At 59.0% G+C, this 18,734-nt stretch carries 13 protein-coding genes; 8 read left to right on the top strand and 5 right to left on the bottom strand.

The features are described from left to right. Nucleotides 1–76: 76 nt before the first annotated feature. A complete protein-coding gene (gene ade / locus AA0535_RS14890) occupies nt 77–1,777 on the top strand; it encodes an adenine deaminase (RefSeq protein ID WP_264817644.1) in 1,701 nt (566 codons plus the stop codon). Between the two features lie 54 nt (nt 1,778–1,831). On the opposite strand, the gene AA0535_RS14885 is transcribed toward ade, so the two are convergent. The 4 genes from AA0535_RS14885 to AA0535_RS14870 form a co-directional block, all read right to left on the bottom strand. Then, nucleotides 1,832–3,250, bottom strand: coding sequence for a carbohydrate porin (locus tag AA0535_RS14885; RefSeq protein WP_373319361.1), 1,419 nt, complete (start codon nt 3,248–3,250; stop codon nt 1,832–1,834). Nucleotides 3,251–3,510: 260 nt separating this feature from the next. Next, nucleotides 3,511–4,629: an N-acetylglucosamine-6-phosphate deacetylase gene (gene nagA / locus AA0535_RS14880; RefSeq protein ID WP_264817448.1), complete on the bottom strand. Its 1,119-nt coding sequence runs from the start codon at nt 4,627–4,629 to the stop codon at nt 3,511–3,513. Nucleotides 4,630–4,632: 3 nt separating this feature from the next. Further along, the gene (gene gluP / locus AA0535_RS14875) at nt 4,633–5,913 is read right to left on the bottom strand and encodes a glucose/galactose MFS transporter (protein WP_264817446.1); all 1,281 of its coding nucleotides are present in this window, start codon (nt 5,911–5,913) and stop codon (nt 4,633–4,635) included. A 60-nt stretch (nt 5,914–5,973) separates the two neighbouring features. After that, the gene (locus AA0535_RS14870) at nt 5,974–6,819 is read right to left on the bottom strand and encodes an ROK family protein (protein WP_264817444.1); all 846 of its coding nucleotides are present in this window, start codon (nt 6,817–6,819) and stop codon (nt 5,974–5,976) included. A gap of 354 nt (nt 6,820–7,173) precedes the next feature. On the opposite strand from AA0535_RS14870, the gene AA0535_RS14865 reads away from it, so the two are divergent. The 3 genes from AA0535_RS14865 (at nt 7,174) to AA0535_RS14855 (ending at nt 11,383) form a co-directional block, all read left to right on the top strand. After that, the gene (locus AA0535_RS14865) at nt 7,174–8,310 is read left to right on the top strand and encodes an ROK family transcriptional regulator (RefSeq protein ID WP_264817443.1); all 1,137 of its coding nucleotides are present in this window, start codon (nt 7,174–7,176) and stop codon (nt 8,308–8,310) included. A 122-nt stretch (nt 8,311–8,432) separates the two neighbouring features. Then, entirely contained in the window at nt 8,433–9,173 is a 741-nt protein-coding gene (locus tag AA0535_RS14860) for a copper homeostasis protein CutC (protein WP_264817442.1), read from the top strand. 17 nt (nt 9,174–9,190) lie between these two features. After that, nucleotides 9,191–11,383: a beta-N-acetylhexosaminidase gene (locus AA0535_RS14855; RefSeq protein WP_264817440.1), complete on the top strand. Its 2,193-nt coding sequence runs from the start codon at nt 9,191–9,193 to the stop codon at nt 11,381–11,383. Between the two features lie 51 nt (nt 11,384–11,434). Here AA0535_RS14855 and nagB read toward each other — a convergent pair whose 3' ends face one another. Continuing rightward, the gene (nagB, locus tag AA0535_RS14850) at nt 11,435–12,202 is read right to left on the bottom strand and encodes a glucosamine-6-phosphate deaminase (RefSeq protein WP_264817439.1); all 768 of its coding nucleotides are present in this window, start codon (nt 12,200–12,202) and stop codon (nt 11,435–11,437) included. A 388-nt stretch (nt 12,203–12,590) separates the two neighbouring features. On the opposite strand from nagB, the gene AA0535_RS14845 reads away from it, so the two are divergent. The 4 genes from AA0535_RS14845 to exaC all read left to right on the top strand — a co-directional run bounded on the left by AA0535_RS14845 (nt 12,591) and on the right by exaC (nt 18,710). Beyond that, nucleotides 12,591–14,969 carry a TonB-dependent receptor gene (locus AA0535_RS14845; protein ID WP_264817438.1) on the top strand — a complete coding sequence of 793 codons (2,379 nt, stop codon included), beginning with the start codon at nt 12,591–12,593 and terminating at the stop codon, nt 14,967–14,969. A 93-nt stretch (nt 14,970–15,062) separates the two neighbouring features. Continuing rightward, complete coding sequence (locus tag AA0535_RS14840) at nt 15,063–16,016, top strand: N-acetylglucosamine kinase (RefSeq protein ID WP_264817437.1); 954 nt, start codon at nt 15,063–15,065, stop codon at nt 16,014–16,016. Between the two features lie 107 nt (nt 16,017–16,123). Next, entirely contained in the window at nt 16,124–16,912 is a 789-nt protein-coding gene (locus AA0535_RS14835; protein ID WP_264817436.1) for a deaminated glutathione amidase, read from the top strand. A gap of 292 nt (nt 16,913–17,204) precedes the next feature. Then, the gene (gene exaC / locus AA0535_RS14830) at nt 17,205–18,710 is read left to right on the top strand and encodes an acetaldehyde dehydrogenase ExaC (RefSeq protein WP_264817435.1); all 1,506 of its coding nucleotides are present in this window, start codon (nt 17,205–17,207) and stop codon (nt 18,708–18,710) included. Nucleotides 18,711–18,734 lie beyond the last annotated feature (24 nt).

Here is an 18,734-nt window from a genome sequence, read left to right as displayed (position 1 = left end):
CATAGGCACGATCCTATATAGTGAGACGCTCTTCGGGGGCCGAAGCCAGTCGGCCTCCCTCATGCGGGAGCGAATGATGCGTCATGAAATCGAGCGGCGAGTGCGTCAGGGTGCCGGATCGGAGCCCGCCGATCTGGTCATACGCAATGTCAGGCTGTTCGATCTGGTCACGGGCGCTCTCCTGCCCACCGATATTGCGATCACCGGTGATCGTGTGGTCGGCATACTCGATCGCTACGAGGGTGTCCGTGAGATTGACGGAGAGGGACGTATTGCGGTGCCGGGGTTCATCGACACCCATCTCCATGTTGAGTCTTCTCTCATCACCCCGTTCGAGTTCGATCGGTGTGTTCTGCCTCATGGCGTAACGACAGCGATCTGTGACCCGCATGAGATGGCCAACGTGCTTGGCACCGGTGCTTTCGATTATTTTCTCGACTGCGCCACCCGAACGGTGATGGATCTGAGGGTCAATCTGTCGAGTTGCGTACCGGCGACACCGCTGGAAACCTCAGGAGCCATTCTCGATGCGGCTGCGCTCGAGGCCTATCGTACCCACCCGAAGGTGATCGGTCTTGCCGAGTTCATGAACTTCCCCGGGGTGCTCGGCTGCCAGTCCGACTGCATGGAAAAGCTTACCGCTTTTGCCGGGGGGCATATCGACGGACATGCGCCGCTCCTGCGCGGACGGGCGCTGAACGGATATCTCGCAGCGGGTATCCTCACCGATCATGAGGCGACCCTCGCTGACGAAGCACTCGAAAAGATCCGCAAGGGCATCACCATTCTTATCCGGGAGGGATCGGTCTGCAAGGATCTGGCAGCACTTGCCCCGTTGCTGACCCCTGAGACATCGCAGTTTTTCGCGTTCTGCACCGATGACCGGAATCCGATGGAAATCGCCCATGAGGGGCATATCGATTTCTTGATCCGCAAGGCCATCGCGCTGGGTGTGGCCCCTCTGGCCGCTTATCGTGCGGCCTCCCTGTCAGCCGCACGTGCCTTTGGCCTGCGTGATCGGGGGCAGATAGCTCCGGGTCAACGTGCCGATATCGTGCTGCTCGATGACCTCGAAACCTGTCAGGTCGCGCAGGTCTTTTCGGCGGGGCGTCAGGTCGATGACGCCCTGTTCGACGCGAGGCACACGATCGAGCCTTCCGGATACGGCAGCGTCAAACTGGCGAAACCCGTCACTGCCGGTGATCTGGCCATCGCCGGGAGCGGCACAGATCGGGCCGTGATTGGGATCGTGCCCGGTCAAATCATCACCAGCTTCCTGCGGCATGATCTCCCCGTATCCGGGGGGCAGGTTCTGCCCGATGCCGGGCAGGATATTGCCAAGATCTGTGTGATTGCCCGCCACGGCAAGAACGGCAATATCGGCCGCGGCTTCGTCAAGGGTTTCGGGCTCGCAACGGGTGCGCTGGCGTCATCGGTGGGGCATGACAGCCATAATATCTGCGTTGTCGGGATGAATGATGATGATATGGCGCTGGCCGTTGCGCGTCTCGCCATACTGGGCGGCGGATTCGTTGCGGTTCGGGAGGGGGAGGTGGTGGCCGAACTCAGCCTTCCTCTCGCCGGCCTCATGAGTGACCGTTCGTTCGAGCAGGTGCGGGTCGATCTTGAAGCGTTGCGGTGTGCCGTGGGGGCGATGGGCGGAACGCTTGAGGAGCCATTCCTGCAGCTGGCGTTCCTGCCTCTCCCGGTTATTCCGCATCTCAAGATAACGGATATGGGCCTTATCGATGTCGATACGATGACACTCGTCAACTGAGCAGACGCCCGGAAGGAGGCGGGTGCTTCCGCCTTCCCCGGGTGCCGTCAGGACTCAGAAGTTCGTGGTAAACTGCCCACCCAGAACGGCGGCGTCCTTGAACGTCGTGGTCGCGCCGGGATGCTGGAGGTACTGAAAATCGAACTGGAGAGAGGTCGCCCGCGCGAGGTGGACGCTGTAGAATGCCTCGTAGACCTGTTCCCAGTTCTGGACCCCGTAGACTGTGCCCCACTGATTCGAGACGAAGGGCAGCCCGAGAGCCAGCGACGATTCCTGCTGCAAACGTACCGAGCGACTCATGTTCATATGCTGGAACATGATGCCGATCTGGTCGAGTGGACGATGCCACGGCGTGCCGCTTTGCAGCAGGCCGATCCATTCATGGTCGCGCATGGCCACGACATTGCCCTGCGCATAACCGACACCGCCAATGACGATCAGACCATCAGCCAGCCCCTTGCCGCTGCGCATGAGCATCTGATCGAACATGAACCAGCTCGACCACATGCCGGACTGGCGCCGGGCACCAAGGCCACTGGCCTGATAGGAGCCGCCATACCGGTCTTCATAGAGATGCGGATAACGCGAGTTGTCGTAGTAAAAGCCGACCTTGTAGTGACCGAGGAGCTTGTCCTTGCCGAAAGCCGGATCCCATCCCGTTTCGAACTGCGAGCTGAGCTTGCCCAGGCCATCCTGCGCAAGAGCCCAGCCCGATATGCCGCCATTGAAAGAATGTGGGCTCACCGCGAAAAGTCCCCCCATGATATAGGTGCGCTCTGTGGGGCGCACACGCAGTACGGCACCGATATTGGCAGAGGGCCAGTCGCGCCCGCCGGGAGCATATTTGCCGGGTGCAAAATTGCCGCAGACGCTCACATTCATGAAATTACAAGCGAGCGCGTCGAAATCGAAAAACGTGCCTGTCGGGATCACACCGGCTGACAGGATGACACGGTCATGCAGGAACGTCTTGTCGGCATACATCGAGACAAGATGGGCCACCACATTGCCGCGTGCGCCATAGATCTGCTCGGGATTGGAAACATAATCCCCCAGCGAATAGCTGAAGTTGCGTCCGTGTCCGTTCACCACGAGCATATGGGTCCAGAACCCTTTGATCCCCGCCAGCTTCTGCCAGTCGATATCGAGCCCGGCTGCGACCTGCCCCGCGAACACATTGTCCCGTGTACGACCGCCCGTGATGTTGCCCATATATTCCTCGTTAAGGGCAATGTTCAGGAAGATGCCGCGCTTTTGCATCCAGCTCTGCGCCCCGCCCCAATCGCCCAGGAGATGCGGGTTGCCATAGAGCGAGGGGACGAGGGGGCCGATGGGCACTGCGCCCTGTCCGGCAATCGGGAAACCCATCGCAACGTAATCATCCGTCTCGATTGTCTTGGCTGTCTGGGCCTGCGCTCTCGCTTCTGGCGCACAAAGCGCAGCGACGGCGAATGCCATCGAGAGCACTCGCATAAGGGAACAACGTTTGCGGGCGTTGACAGGAGGGGAAATCTGCAAGGACGGGGCCGAGGGCTTGGGGGAGAGGGGTAAAATCGTGCTGGTTCTGCTCATCACTCTGGCCGGGTTGTTTTGACGCTGCTCGAGGGCTGTTTGTCTTATGGACACGGCATTAACAGAAAGACACAATAGAGCAACACCAGAGGCGACTACAAAAAAACGTGTGATACTGTTACATTGTCATGATAACGTTGCGATGTCTCTGTGATTTTGGTCTAGGAAGTATGGGTCTTGCGCCCACCGACCCACACTTCCCGGACGCACAGATCAGCGTCCAGAACGACGAAATCTGCGAGTTTGCCGGTTTCCAGACTTCCTCTGTCTGTGAGGCCGAGATAGCGGGCAGCGTTCGAGCTGACCAGATGGCTCGCTTCGGGCAGGGAGGCGCCATGCGTGACAGCGTTGCGCAATGCCTGATCAAGGGTCAACACGCTTCCGGCCAGAGAGCCACTGGGAAGGCGCACTACCCCGTCACTGATCAGTACGTCCTGCCCGCCCAGGGAGCTCGGGCCGTCAGGCAGACCTGCGCCGCGCATGGCGTCGGTCACGAATAAAAGCCTGTCGGGCATCATGCGTGAGGCGAGGTGAAAGCTCGCAGGATGAACATGATGCGTATCGAAGATCATCTCCGCATAGCTTTCATCATGGCACATCAGGGCAGTAAGAGGTCCGGGGTTGCGCCCTTCGATTGGAGACATGGCATTGAACAGATGGGTGCCACCTGCCACGCCGCCCCTCGCTGCGCAGATACGACACAGGGCGGCGTGGGTTGTTTCATAATTGGCGACGGTATGGCCGATGCTCACACGCACCCCAGCCTCGGCAAAGCGGACCATGGCGGTATCGGCATGCGGTATTTCCGGTGCCAGCGTCACGACACGAACGCACCCTATCGCAAGGATATCGTCGAGTTTTTCTGGCTCCGGGGCGATTGTGAACGGAGGTTGGGCGCCGAGTTTGTGCGGGCTGACAAAGGGCCCTTCCAGATGTGCTCCGTGAATACGTGGCCCGTTTTCGCTTGGGGCCGCCATGACCTCGGCAACAGCGCGCAGCGCGTAGAGCACATCGTGCCACGGGCGGGTGATGGTTGTGGGCAAAATGGTGGTCGTGCCATGACGCATATGGAAATAGGCCAGGGTATGGATGGCCTCGACACCATCCATCGTATCCGCATCGTCGCCGCCATGAACATGCCCGTCTATGAAGCCGGGCAGAATGAAACGATCGGGGGGCGCTTCGCAGGCTGTGATCGTTTCGATGTGGGTATTGAACCCGATCGTCCCCGAAAGAATGCGATCAGTCAGAACGATCTGTCCGCTCAGTACTTCACTCACGTATCATTCCCCGTTGCTGAGCCCGACACGACCGTAACGCCGGGCATAGGCCAGAATAATCAGATAGGCCGGTATGACGATCATGGCGAACATGCCCTGAAACCCGAAGACCGGTTTGAGCCACACGTAAAACTGCGGGACCACGGCACCCCCACTATAGGACATCACCATGATGGCGGAGGCCATGGCGGTCATGTGCCCGGCGCCGCGTATCGCAATCGGAAATATCGTCGGCATGATCATGGCATTCGTAACGCCCAGAAGCGCCACGCAGAACACCGAATTATAGCCCTGCGTCAAAACTGCCAGAACGGTCAGAACACAGCCGACCAGACAGGAGAGTTGGATATAGACCTCCTGCTTGATGAAGCGCGGAACGATCACAAAGCCCATGATATAGCCGATAAGCATGCCGGTCAGGGTGAGCGCCGTGAAGAATTTGGTCTCGTCGAGCGGCAGCCCGAAACTCTGCCCATAGGTGCCGATGGCGTCACCGGCCATGACTTCGATACCGACATAGAGGAACATGGCGATAAAGCCGAACACAAGATGCGGCTTGAAGAACCGTCGATCCGACCCCTCGCCCGACAGGATGGGCGTCGCCTCCAGATTGGGCAGGGGGGCAAACGCCACGATGATTGCGATGACCACCAGCAATCCGGCCATGCCCAGATAAGGAGCGTAAAGCGCCTGAACGAAATTGTTCAACAAAGCTTCTCGCACCGCCGGATCGGTTGCCGACTGGGCCTTCTCGGCGACGGCGCCGATATTGCGCATGACGAGAAGCCCGAGCACGATCGGGGCCAGGATGCCCGCTGTCTTGTTGCAGATTCCCATGATCGAAATGCGCTGGGCGGCACGATCTGCCGGCCCCAGAAGGCTGACCAGAGGATTGATCACGACCTGCATCAACGAGATGCCTGCACCGAGGATCAGAAGTCCGGTCAGCGCCCCCGGATAGATTCGCCAGGCGACGAACTGGCCGAATACCGCCACGCCCAGTGCAGAAACGAGCACGGAGAGCGTTAGACCCGTCTTGAGTCCGAGCCTCTGGGCGATGAGCGATGTAGGAATGGAAAACAGGAAAAAGGAAAAATAGAACGCCATCGGAATGAAAAACGCACTGAACTCGCTGAGCGAGAACGCCACGCGCACGAAAGAAATCAGAGGGCCATTCAGCCAGGTCACGAAACCCATGGCAAAGAAAATCAGTGCGGCGATTGCGAGCGCACCATATCCATAAGAGCCAACCAGTCTGTCCTGGGGGGAGGGGACCTTGGTCATTTCGGGGAAATTCCTCACGGGAACGGTGAATTTGTTATTTCAGAAAATGAACTATGCGGATTATAGGTAAGACGCGCCAATCAGGCCAGCATCATTTGCAAGTTTCGCTTTCACAATAATCGGAGTAGCGCTGCGTCGCAGGATTTTCTGCCGGAGGGCCGTGTCGAGTGCCGTTGCGACGCCGGGCGCCATGCCCAGACCACCGCCGAGAGGAAGGCGACTTGCTCCCGTCACATTGACGATCAGAGCAAGAGCGTCGGACACGATTGAGATATGATCTGTCATCGTATCGACGGCATGAGACTCTCCCTGATGCCAAGCGCTAATAATCTCGGGTGCGGAAAGGGCAGATCCGTGCTGCCAGAGATAGAGCCGTTCGAGACCCTGCCCCCCGGCAATTGTGTCCAGGCAACCCTTACATCCGCAGCCGCAGCGCAGAAAAGGGAACCGGGTATCGCTCTCCCTCAGGAAACGACCATGCCCCCATTCCCCCGCGAGGCCTTGCGCGCCTCTTGCAAGCTGCCCATTCAATATGAGCCCGCCCCCGACGCCGGTGCCGAGGATGACTCCGAAAACATGATCATGCCCCGCCGCGGCGCCTGTGCGAGCCTCTGCCAGAGCAAAGCAGTCAGCGTCATTAGCAATGCGAACCGTCCGACCGAGACGTCCACAGAGGAGGGTCGCGAGGTCTGTTCGATCGAGGCATGGAATATTTGCGGCATGGCATTCCCCGGTTTCAGGATCCTGCAGGCCTGCCAGAGCAATGTGGAGCGGAAGTTCCGGCACCCCCAGACGCTCAACCAAGGTAACGATAGCGTTCGTGAATTGAGAGAGGGAGTCGCGTGGCGTTGCTGTCTCGATCCGATCGAGGATGAGGCGATGATCTCTTATGTGGGCGAGACGCATCGTAGACCCGCCGATATCGGCGCAAAGACAATCGCTTGGCAGGACACTGATCTCCGACTGTTTCTATAATATTTCAAATTATATTATTGGAGACAGGACACGATATCCTGTCTGTCTAGTTGTCTTGGTGAGTCAAAATCTACCGTGATATGCCGATTCCATCATCGTTTACTTGCATGAAATACCTAAACGACAAATCATTTGATGTAAGTTCTGGACAGGAATGCCGGGATATCGCTACTATGAAACCTGACTTCGGGACCAACTTCCATCTGCAACGTTGAGAGAGAAGGTAGCTTCGCTCATTTTGCAATCGTACAGGCGCATCATTTAATTTAGCAAATGAAATAATCAATGTTCTCGACAGGTCACCACCGTATCCTGAGCGTGCTCAGTCGCTCCGGACCGCAAAGTCGCACTGATCTTGCGCGCATACTCAATCTCAGCAAGGCGAGTGTGACTGCGCTTGTGCGAGAGTTGATTGAGCAGAACATCCTGGATGAGCGCGAGAGAGTTTTCGGCTTCGGTCGCCCGGCTATCATGCTCGGGCTTCGGCAGGACGCCGCGAGCTTCATCGGAATCTCCTTGCAGGCCGACCCGGTGCAGATTGTGCTGACCGATCCCCACGGGCGCCTGCATGCCAGGATGAGCCTGCCGCTGGAAACCGATGTTGCGGCCTGTCTCGATCTTATGGCCAATGCTGTCCGCCAGATCCTTGAGGATGCCCCGACGGGGATCGGCGCCATTGCCGGGATCGGTGTCGTGATTGCCGGCATCGTCGCGTCTGATAGTCAGACCTGTCTCGCTTCTGCAACACTTGGCTGGCACGAGGTGGATATCGGCAAACGCCTCTCCGCCATGACGGGTCTGCCGGTATTCGTCGAAAATGACGCGAATGCCCTGATCGTGGCCGAACAGCTTTTCGGCAATTCGGGCGATCTGGATAATTTCAGTCTCGTTTTCGTCAGTGAGGGTATCGGTGGAGCCCATATCGTCAATGGCCGCCTTCACCGGGGGCGTCACGGCGGAGCGGGGGAAATATCCCATTCTCCCATTGCTATTGATGGAGAGGCACTGCCCTGTCGCTGCGGCAACAGGGGGTGTCTCGAAACCCTGGCAGCCCTGCCCGCAATTTTGGGCGCTGCCAGACGATCGAACCTTCCTGACGATATTGCTCGGATCGATGAACTCGCAACGGATGGTCATCCGGAAGCACTGGCTATCCTGCATCGCGCAGGCACCGCTCTGGGTGTCTCATTGTCGCAGATTATCCAGCTTGTCGATCCAGCGCGTATCGTCGTCAAACTCGATCCGCATCTGGTCGAGAGCGTATTTGCTCGGGCGCTCAGGCAGGCGGTTGAGGCGCATGTGCTGCGACGCGACCGCTACGTGACCGAATTGCTTCTTGCACCTCTCTACCCGGGTGATTTCGCCACAGGCGCGGCCAGTCTTGCGGCGCAGCATTTTCTTTTCGGCAATACGTCTCTTTAGGCTGCGCGGGCGGGTTTCCGGCGGAGGATTCAGCGTCACCAATCCACTTTCACCGGCGGAGCGGAGGGCGCCCCTGGGGGCACGGCAATAATCCTGCCTCTGGAAAAAAAGGAAAATGCACGGTGACGGATACCGACCTCGAGATATGTGTCGTTAACCATGCGGGACTGCTGGCCGCCCAACAGGATGGCGTGGCTCGTATAGAGTTGTGCGCAGCTCTGTCTCTCGGGGGGCTCACGCCTTCAATGGGGCTTATCACCGCAGCTCGTCGGTCGCGTGTGCCTGTGTACGTCATGATCCGGCCGCGCGGGGGCAATTTTATCTTCTCGCCAGCAGAAGTCACCCAGATGCTGGATGATATCGCCGTCGTTCGCGATGCTGGTCTTGCTGGCGTCGTGCTCGGGGCCATGACGCCAGCAGGGGCGCTCGACATGGATGTGCTTCGCATTCTGACCGCTTCATGCGGGCCGTTGCGGATGCAACTTCACAGGGTGTTCGATCTGATCGCCGATCCTTTTGCGGCGCTCGAACAGGCCATCGATCTTGGTTTCGAGCGTATCCTGACCTCCGGGCAGGCGATCCGGGCGAGTGAGGGAACTGCCTGCCTGCAGGCATTGCGTCGAAGGGCAGGGGAACGTATCGGCATCATGGCAGGAAGTGGCGTGCGAGCGGAAAATGTTGCCCATATCATGCAGCTCACGGGGGTGAATTCGTTTCATGCCTCTTGCCGTGAGCCCGGAGCAGTGCAGGATGAGCGACTGGATCATTTCGGATTCGCAGCGGAACACGCAGCGATATCCATTGCGGCGATCATCCGGTTGCACGAGGCGATATGCTCTGCGGCAAGAGAGAACCCGCTCTGAAAAGAGGATTAGGCCTTATGTTCCTGCCCAAGATTATGGTGCGCTCCAGCGTGGCGCTGGTTGCGCTACTGGCGGGCTGCGCCGTAGCTCCTCTCGCTCAGGCAGGTGCCCTGACGCCGGCTTTCATGCCCCAACCCGCGCAGGTCTTGCTGAGCGGGGAATTGATACCGCTGGCTTCCCTGCCTCAAGTCAACTGGCAGCATGCGCCTTCCTCACTCCTGAAAAAGGCAGTGTCGCGTTTTGAGGCGCGTCTTGCTGCCGTGGGCGTCTCCTCCGGCAAGGGCAAGGCGCTTCCCCTGACGATCAGGGTCGGACGGGATCCTGCCTATCTCACGCTCGATGCGCGTGAAGGCTACAGGCTCGATGTCTCACCCAAGGGGATTATGCTCGATGCCGATGGGCCGGCGGGCGTCATTTATGGTCTCGCCACCCTCTTGCAGATGATCGACACCCATGGCGCACAACCTGCGCTGGTGCAGGCTCACATCGTTGATGCGCCACGGTTCAAATGGCGCGGCCTGATGTTCGACGTCTCTCGGCATTTCCAGTCGACCGACACGATCAAGCGCCAGCTGGATGCCATGGAGCTTACCAAGCTCAACGTCATGCACTGGCATCTCAGCGACGGGACGGGATTTCGCGTCGAGAGCAAGCGTCTGCCGCGTTTGCAGGAGCTAGGCGGGCATAGCCGGTATTACACGCAGGATCAGGTTCGCGAGATCATTGCCTATGCTGCTGACCGTGGCATTCGTATCGTCCCGGAATTCGACGTGCCGGGGCATACGCTCTCGATATTGACCGCTTATCCGGACCTCGCAGCACAACAGCCTGTGCCGACAACGCAGGACTGGCGGCAGGATTGCGATGTGGCATCCAGCAATGGCGAAACCACAACGCATTGTACGAAGCACCCCAATCTCAATACACCGGCCATGGACCCCACCAGTCCGAAGGTGCTGGCGTTTGCACGCATTCTTTTTGCAGAAATGGCCGGTCTGTTTCCTGATCGTTATTTTCATACTGGCGGCGACGAGGTGGTGGCCAGTCAGTGGAACAATAATCCCGAGATCGTTGCCTATATGAAGGCGCATGGATTCAAGGATGCCCCGGCCCTTCAGGCTGCCTTCACGGCAGAGATCGAGAAGATCCTGGCTGCGGATGGAAAGATCATGATGGGCTGGGACGAGGTGAGTGAGGCCCCTATCCCGAAAAATGTCGTTGTGGAGGCGTGGCGCGGGTCGAAATGGGTCGGCACCGCCACGCGTGTGGGCCACCCGGTCGTTGTGTCGTCGGGTTACTATCTCGATCTGCTCAACCCCTCGACTCAGCATTATGCGGTCGATCCGTTCGACACGCGTGCCGATGGACTGGCGCCCAACCCGCCCGGCCGCAAGCCCAGACCGCTGGACGATGCTTTCACGCTCGATCCTAATGCACCGCCGCTCGACGAGGCACAGAAGAAGCTTGTTCTCGGCGGCGAAGCACCCTTGTGGACTGAAGTCGTATCGGACGAGATGGTGGATTCCCGCCTCTGGCCGCGTTCTGCGGCTCTGGCAGAGCGCTACTGGTCGGCGCAATCCGTCACGGACCCTGTTTCCCTCGCGCATCGCCTGCCTGTCGTCACGAATACGCTCGAAGCATACGGCCTGAGGGCGAGTGACCATCAGGCACGGATGATCGCCAGCCTGACCCCCGAGAATATTACGCCGCTGACGCAGCTTGTGGCCGTGACGGTGCCTGTGCGCAATTATGCGATCAATCGCCTCGCGGGGCAGAAGGGCGATATCATCCTGACATCGCCGGCAGCTATCGCGTCGCCAGACAGTTTCGAGGCCAACGAATTCAACGAGATGGCAGCCCGTTATGCCGGGGGTGACCGTGGCACGGCTCCAGTGCTGCAGGAGAAACTGGCGCGCTATGCGGGCAATGACCACGCCTTCCAGCAACTCGCCGGCCATCCCGAGATTGACGAGGTGAAGCCGATCTCGGCCCAGCTCGCCGCGCTCTCGATGCTGGGTCTTGAGGCATTGCAGACAGCACAGCGCGATCGGGCTTGGCACGATCATGCATCGCAGCTTCTGGCGGAACAGGACGCGGCCTGGAGTGCGAGCGCCGATCACGAGGCGTCCAACCATACCGCTCAACCGGCGGGAGGATTGCTTATCGCCATCGTGCCGGGGATCAAGGCTCTCGTTTCAACGGTTCACTGAATAATCCGGGCTCCGGGTCAATCACCCGGAGCCTGACAATATGCCTGTTTTTCAGGCAGCGCGATAATCCGCTTTGGCCCTCGTCGCTTCACTCAGACCTGACGCGCTTGCCTTGTCCAGAATGACCGTGCATCGCGCATGGAGCCTGATTGCCGAGGCACTCACCTGCGGGCCAACCTCACCTTCGAGAGCCTTGGCCACAATATCTGCCTTGGCCGTGCCAAGCGCGAGCAGCAGCAAGTGACGAGCCTCGAGAATGGTCCCCACGCCCATGGTGAGAGCCTGATGCGGCACCTGGGCGGGATCTCCCCCGAACATCGAGGCATTCTGCTCACGCGTCTTGTCGTTGAGCGTGACACAGCGTGTTCGCGTATCGAAAGGGGAGGGCGGTTCGTTAAATCCGATATGACCCGTATCGCCGATCCCCAGAAGCTGGAGATCGATGCCCCCTGCGCGGCTTATGGCGGCCTCATAGGCGGTGCATTCGGCATCCAGATCCTGCCCCATGCCATCAGGGAGGTGCACGGAAGCGGGGTCAATATTCACATGCCGGAACAGCAGGTCGTGCATGTAATAATGATAGGACCGTGGATCGTCCTGGCTCAGTCCGACATATTCGTCGAGGTTGAATGTGGATGTCGTCGAGAAATCGAGCCCGTCTCGCTCGTGTAGTGCGGCGAGATGACCGTACACTCCCTCCATTGTTCTGCCGGTCGCTAGGCCAAGAACGGGATGACGGCTCGAGGTCATATGCGAGGCGATCTCGCTGGCGGCGAGACGCAGGGCGATATCCGGGTCGGGCATGATGATAAGGCGCATGGGACGGCACGATCCTTTTATGTGCGGTAGGGGAAAATACCGCTCGAACACTCGATTCTCCCCTCTCTAAAAACTTCCCCTTAGTTTATCGAGATAAATTAAAGAATCATGCTTCTTTGGACACCGAAACGTGACGGGAAAAGGCTCAAACAGCTCAAAAATCGGCAATTTCACAAAAAATACTTATTTTTCCGAATAAACTATTGCAGCCCTAAAACTTGCCGTCTAACGTTTTGAAAGCGGACGGAACGATACGGAGAAGGAATAAAAATCCTGTCGTTCGCACGCCTCATATTCCTTTGACGAATTCTTCCGGCGGGAGTTGACCATGCGCCATGTGAGACGCGATCTTCTTCTTTTCTGTTCCGCAATCGCAATGAATTGCTCAATGTGGACTCCTGCCGCCAAGGCAGCCACAACCGATCAGAAAACACATAAACAGTCGCCCGCCCGGCATAAGGCTGCGAGTGCGACCGAGGGCTCCGTACTGGGACCCAACCCGCAGGCCGAGGAGATTTCGGTCAAAGCGGCAGGGCGTCATGCCGATGGCACCAGCAATACGACCCCGGGCGGCGGGCTGATGCCCAAACAGACGGCGCCACGCTCCCAGAGCGGTGTGACGCGTGACTTCATCGCCAAGCAGGCACCCACCGGCAATATCTCCTCGATGATCGCCAATTTGCCTGGCGTGGTTTATGCCAATCAGAGCCCTCTTGCGACGGCAGGTGACAACATCACCATGCGCGGCATGAACCAGAGCCAGATTGGCTATCTCTTCGAAGGGGCGCCGCTTGCCGACCCGATCAATTATGAGCCTTACACGGCCATGCTGGTCGATACCGAAAATCTTGGATCGGTGACGGTGTCGCAAGGCTCGCCGGACCTGAATGCCCCCACATTCAACGCGGTAGGCGGGCAGATTTCAGCCACCGCAATGAACCCGTCCCATAAATACGGGGGCTTCATCAATCTGATGGGCGGCAACAAGAGCGCGAACAAGGAATTCCTGCGTCTCGATACGGGCGATATTGGCCGTACCGGTATCCGCGGTTTTGTCTCCTTCTCCCATCAGTCCAATAATAACTGGCGCGGTCCCGGTGGGCTGAAGCGTTATCACGTCGACGCGAAATTCGTGAAGGAATGGGGCGATAACAACTCCATCACGGCGATTTTCGGCTTCAACAAGCAGGAGCAGACGCCATTTCGTTCGCCAACTGCGGCCCAGTGGAAGCAATGGGGAGAGGGGCTGACCTACAGCGATCACTACACCCCCGGCGATGCAAGCTACTACAAGCTCCAATTGAGCAATCTCAATTCCGAGGACGTCGTGGTGCCCATGCATTTCACCTTGGCGCGGGGGCTGAAGCTGAGCGTGACGCCCTATTACGTGCATCAGTTTGGCCCTGCGGTCGGGGGTGAGAATATTCCCGCATCCGGCGGGACATTCGGCACGCAGGTCTATGGCAATCTGAACCAGCCCTATGTCACCAACGGAAAGATCACCACGGTCGCGGTTGATCCCTGGAACCAGAAGGTCGGCGCGGTCAATACCTCACTGGACTGGACATCGGGGCATAATACCCTCTCGGGCGGTTACTGGTATTCCTATGCCAGCCATGAGGAGCATTCGACGTTTTCAACGGTCGATTTCTCCGGCAAGGCTGCCAATTCCTACGGGGATTACGGTATCCGCGTTCCGGGTGGTGCGCTGCTGAGCGGTTACAACCTGAATTTCATGCAGCAGATCAATGCGCTTTTCATCGCCGACACGCTCAAGCTGCTGAATGACAAGCTGACGCTCAGCGCCGGGTTCCGTACGGTCATGGTGTCGCGTCAGGGTACAAATGACGTTCCGGGCGCCGATCCCTACAAGACCGTGCGTAATTATTTTGCGCCCCTGCCGCAGCTCGCTGTCAGTTACGCCCTGACAAGCAAGGATCAGATCTACATCAATGGAACGACCTCTTTCCGTGCGCCCGCCTCAGTGCAGGCCTACAGCCAGATTTTCGACCCGAATTCGGTCGGGGCAACATCGCAGCCGGGCAGTCTGAAGGGTGAATACGGCATCGGTGAGGAAATCGGTTATCGCCATAATGGGACGCTGATCCATTTCCAGGTGTCGGCTTTCAATATGAACCTCACCAATCATCAGGTCAGCTCCACATCCTATATTCCCGGCACGAACACGCTTATTTCGATGCCTATCAATGTGGGCGGAGAGACTATACGCGGTATCCAAGGCGAATTCGGGCTCAAGCCGTGGCATCATGTCAGCCCCTATGTGTCTGCGCAGTATCTGCACGCGACCACCGATAATAACCTGCCGGTTTCGGCCACTAATGCCGCAGGGCAATCGGTAATCGATTATCTGCCGACGGCGGGCAAGACCATGGTGGCGACGCCGCATGTCACGGCCTCTGTGGGACTGGCCTATGACGATAACAAGCAGTTTTTCGGCAATTTCAGTCTGCGTTATATCAGTTCGCAGTTCTCGACTTTCATGAACGACCAGCGCATGCCGGGTTATGTCGTGTCAGACATCACGCTCGGCTATCGACTGCCCCATGTGCCGCATCTGAACGGGCCGAAAATCCAGCTCAATCTGGTGAATATCGGCAATAACATCTATCGTTCGGCACCGGCGAGCTTCGTTACCAGCGCGCAGTCGCGTACCGGTATCTATGGAAACCAGACCAAGGCGGGGTCGCCCATCTATCTGGTGGGTGGTAATTTTGCGGCGCTTGTCTCGCTGTCTACGGGGCTTTGACGTCGTGACAGCCTGAGACGGTATGGACTTGACTCCTTATTGGCGCCCGGGGAATGTCCGGGCGCGTTTCAATGGTCTGAAGACGGGAACCACGTGCAGAAAACCGACATAGTCGCCGTCGATGGCGGCGGCACGAAAACACTCCTCCTGCGCGTCAGGCCGGATGCCACGATTGCGGTCATGCGCAAGGCCGGAGGATCGAACCCCTTTGACGTGCCGGAATGGCGTGAGGTGATTACCGCGCTCTATGCCGGACAGGACGAATATTGCTGTGCCGCTGCATTCGGCATGGCGGGGTTCGGCGAGAGCGGCCGGTTGAGTGGCGAACTCGCACAGGCGCTTTCCGCCACCTGTTCCGCGCCCCATGTGATTCATAATGACGTGGATATGGCCTGTCGGGGGGCCTTCCTGAATGGTCCGGGCATATTGCTTCTTTCCGGTACGGGGTCGATGGCCTGGGGGCTCGATGCCAGTGGCCGGACCGGGCGCGTTGGAGGCTGGGGCAGTCTTTTCGGCGATGAGGGAAGCGCGTACTGGATTGGGCGTTGCGCCTTGTCGCGTCTGGCTCAATCCCTGGACGGGCGCATGCCCGATCGTGACGGCTTCGTAGCGCGTTTCGCAGCGCAGCAGGGCTGGCCGACCACGCCGGAAGCTTGTGGTGCCGCGCTTCAGGAATGGTATGCGAATCTGATCGAGCCCCGTCCGGTTGTCGCGGCGCTTGCCGCCGACATCGGCAGGCTGGCGGCTGAGGGGTGTGCTGTATCGGTTGCAATCTTCGAGGACGCCGCCAGTCATCTGGCCCGCCATATTCACGCCTTGCGCGACCGGATGGGCGCCCCCGATCTGGCCTGGAGCTATGCGGGTGGGACGATGCGCAGCGAGATACTGCGCGAGGCCGTTTCGCGTCAGTGTGGCTTGCCGTGCGAGCCGGGGCTTCCGCCGATCGGCGGGGCTGTTCTCGTTGCGGCGGCCAAGGCCGGCTGGAATACGGATGCGTCATTCGTCGCGAGACTCTCCAGCACGCTTGCCGAGGCCGGGCTGAACTGAGGCTTCACACTCGGCGGGGGCATCATAGAACCCAAGCGCGGTTTGCGGTGGCGTTGCATGGATCTGTCCCCTAGGCTCAGGCCTTTACGAGCCTCGCGGGGACGATCATGCGCATAGCTCTCGGACAATTCGCCGTTTCCCCATCTTGGGCGGAAAATCTCGCCATTGCGCGTGACATGGCTGACAAGGCGCGTGAGGCAGGTGCCGCGCTGCTGGTTTTGCCGGAAGGTATTGCCGCACGCGATCCTGCGGATCCGGACCATGTACTGCGCACGGCCCAGCCTCTCGACGGGCCTTTTGCGACGGGGCTTCTGCAGGCAAGCCGGGGGATCACGCTGGTCTTTTGTGTGAACGTGCCGGACGGGGAAGGACGATTTTTCAATACGCTGGTTGTGATGCGTGACGGGATCATTCTGCACGCCTATCGCAAGCTCCATCTCTACGATGCGTTTTCGATGCAGGAATCCCGGCTTATCGCTCCGGGTCACGATCTGCCCCCGGTGCTGACGATCGGGGGTGTGAAGATCGGGGTCATGACCTGCTATGATGTGCGTTTTCCGGAAATGGCGCGTTATCTGGCGCTCTCGGGAGCGGAGATGATTGCGGTACCCGCCGCCTGGCTGCGTGGGCCGGGCAAGGAGCGCCATTGGGAGATCATGCTGGCCGCGCGGGCGCTTGAGAACACGTGCTACGTGCTCGGTGCGGGGGAATGCGGCAAACAGAATATCGGCAACAGCATGATGATCGACCCGCTCGGTGTGGTCATGGCGGCCAGAGGGGCTACGCCCGGACTGGTTTTCGGGGAGTTCGACCGGGATCACCTCCGTGCTGTCAGGGAGGCGCTGCCCGTGCTTGAAAACCGCCGCTTTGCGCCGCCCGTGCTCGCTGGCTCCTGACGCCGCCGGATGGAAGAGACTCGGGCCGCCTGCGCAGGCCTTTCTGCCTGACGCTCCGGGGCGCTCTGTCAGATCCTGCCTGTATGCGCCTGTCTCTTGGGAGCGTCACGAAGCGGTGACCTCGCGCGGGGTTGAGTGCCCCTGAACCGGGAAACGTGTTTCTCTCAGACCGGATGTGAAAGGTCACATAATTCCTGTCGCCTTCACACGTGATTTGGGTCTGGCGGCACAATGCCCGTAGCCATCTGGCTGTGTGAGGAGAGGTGCCGCCTATCAGAGAAGGGTTGGTATCATGACGGGTTCGAAGGCAGCACCTCCTTTTCGCGAGCGCTATGGCAATTTCATTGGCGGGAAGTGGCGTGAGCCGGTTGCCGGGCAATATGTCGATAATCATTCCCCCGTCGATGGGCGGGTGCTGTGTCAGGTCCCGCATTCTACCCCCGCCGATATCGAACTGGCCCTGGATGCTGCTCATGAGGCGCGTGAGGCCTGGGGCAGGACCTCGGTGGCCGATCGTGCATTGCTTCTGCTCAAGGCAGCGGATCGCATGGAGGCCAACCTCGACCTGATTGCGCGTGCCGAGACGTGGGATAATGGCAAGCCCATCCGCGAAACGCTGAATGCCGATATCCCGCTTGCCATCGATCATTTTCGCTATTTTGCCGGCTGTATCCGCGCGCAGGAGGGAAGCCTTGGCGAGATCAATGACAGCACGGTAGCCTATCACTTTCATGAGCCTCTGGGTGTGGTCGCGCAGATCATCCCGTGGAATTTCCCGATCCTGATGGCGGCCTGGAAGCTCGCCCCCGCACTTGCTGCCGGGAATTGCGTGGTCATGAAGCCGGCCCAGACAACGCCCGCCAGTATTCTGGTCGTGCTCGACATCATCGGCGATCTGTTTCCGCCCGGCGTGCTGAATATCGTCAATGGCACAGGTCACGATGTGGGAGATGCGCTGGCCAAGAGCCCGCGCATTGCCAAGGTGGCCTTTACCGGCTCGACCGGCGTGGGCAAGACCATCGCCCATGCAGCCGCCGAAAGCCTGATTCCGGCAACGCTGGAACTGGGCGGCAAGTCCCCCAATATCTTCTTCGCCGATGTGATGGACCGCGATGACGGGTTCCTCGACAAGGCGATCGAAGGGTTCGCCATGTTCGCGCTCAATCAGGGGCAGATCTGTTCCTGCCCGAGCCGCGCTCTGGTGCATGAGTCCATCTATGAGCGCTTCATGGAAAAGGTGTTGCCGCGTGTGCGCGCCATCAAGCAGGGAGATCCGCTCGATCCGGCAACGATGATGGGGGCTCAGAACTCACAGATGCAGCAGGACAAAATCCTGTCCTATATTGCCATCGGCAAGGAGGAGGGCGCGCAGCTTTTGACAGGCGGTCACGAGGCTAAGTTGGGGAGCGATCTGAAGGACGGCTTCTACATCGAGCCGACCGTGTTTCGCGGCAATAACAAGATGCGGATTTTCCAGGAGGAGATTTTTGGCCCTGTTCTGGCGGTGACGACCTTCAAGACCGAGGAAGAAGCGCTGGCCATCGCCAATGATACGGAATTCGGTCTGGGTGCGGGCGTATGGAGCCGCGACGCCAATATCTGCTACCGCATGGGGCGCGGTATTCAGGCGGGACGTGTGTGGATCAATTGCTACCACGCCTATCCCGCCCATGCGGCCTTCGGCGGCTACAAGAAATCTGGCATTGGCCGCGAGACGCACAAGATGCTGCTCGACCACTACCAGCAGACAAAAAACCTGCTTGTCAGCTACAGCGAGACGAAACTCGGTTTCTTCTGAAACGGGAGGGAAGGGGCTTTCGCC

This window comes from Asaia krungthepensis NRIC 0535 (assembly GCF_025995175.1).
Taxonomy (GTDB): Bacteria; Pseudomonadota; Alphaproteobacteria; order Acetobacterales; family Acetobacteraceae; genus Asaia; species Asaia krungthepensis.
This window is presented reverse-complemented; position numbering and strand designations above follow the sequence as displayed.

What these genes read in the sequence shown, in the direction of transcription:
- ade (WP_264817644.1), top strand. Translation starts at nt 77, where the DNA reads ATGCGTCATGAAATCGAGCGGCGAGTGCGTCAGGGTGCCGGATCGGAG.
- AA0535_RS14885 (WP_373319361.1), bottom strand. Translation starts at nt 3,250, where the DNA reads ATGCGAGTGCTCTCGATGGCATTCGCCGTCGCTGCGCTTTGTGCGCCA.
- gluP (WP_264817446.1), bottom strand. Translation starts at nt 5,913, where the DNA reads ATGACCAAGGTCCCCTCCCCCCAGGACAGACTGGTTGGCTCTTATGGA.
- AA0535_RS14870 (WP_264817444.1), bottom strand. Translation starts at nt 6,819, where the DNA reads ATGCGTCTCGCCCACATAAGAGATCATCGCCTCATCCTCGATCGGATC.
- AA0535_RS14865 (WP_264817443.1), top strand. Translation starts at nt 7,174, where the DNA reads ATGTTCTCGACAGGTCACCACCGTATCCTGAGCGTGCTCAGTCGCTCC.
- AA0535_RS14855 (WP_264817440.1), top strand. Translation starts at nt 9,191, where the DNA reads ATGTTCCTGCCCAAGATTATGGTGCGCTCCAGCGTGGCGCTGGTTGCG.
- nagB (WP_264817439.1), bottom strand. Translation starts at nt 12,202, where the DNA reads ATGCGCCTTATCATCATGCCCGACCCGGATATCGCCCTGCGTCTCGCC.
- AA0535_RS14845 (WP_264817438.1), top strand. Translation starts at nt 12,591, where the DNA reads ATGTGGACTCCTGCCGCCAAGGCAGCCACAACCGATCAGAAAACACAT.
- AA0535_RS14835 (WP_264817436.1), top strand. Translation starts at nt 16,124, where the DNA reads ATGCGCATAGCTCTCGGACAATTCGCCGTTTCCCCATCTTGGGCGGAA.
- exaC (WP_264817435.1), top strand. Translation starts at nt 17,205, where the DNA reads ATGACGGGTTCGAAGGCAGCACCTCCTTTTCGCGAGCGCTATGGCAAT.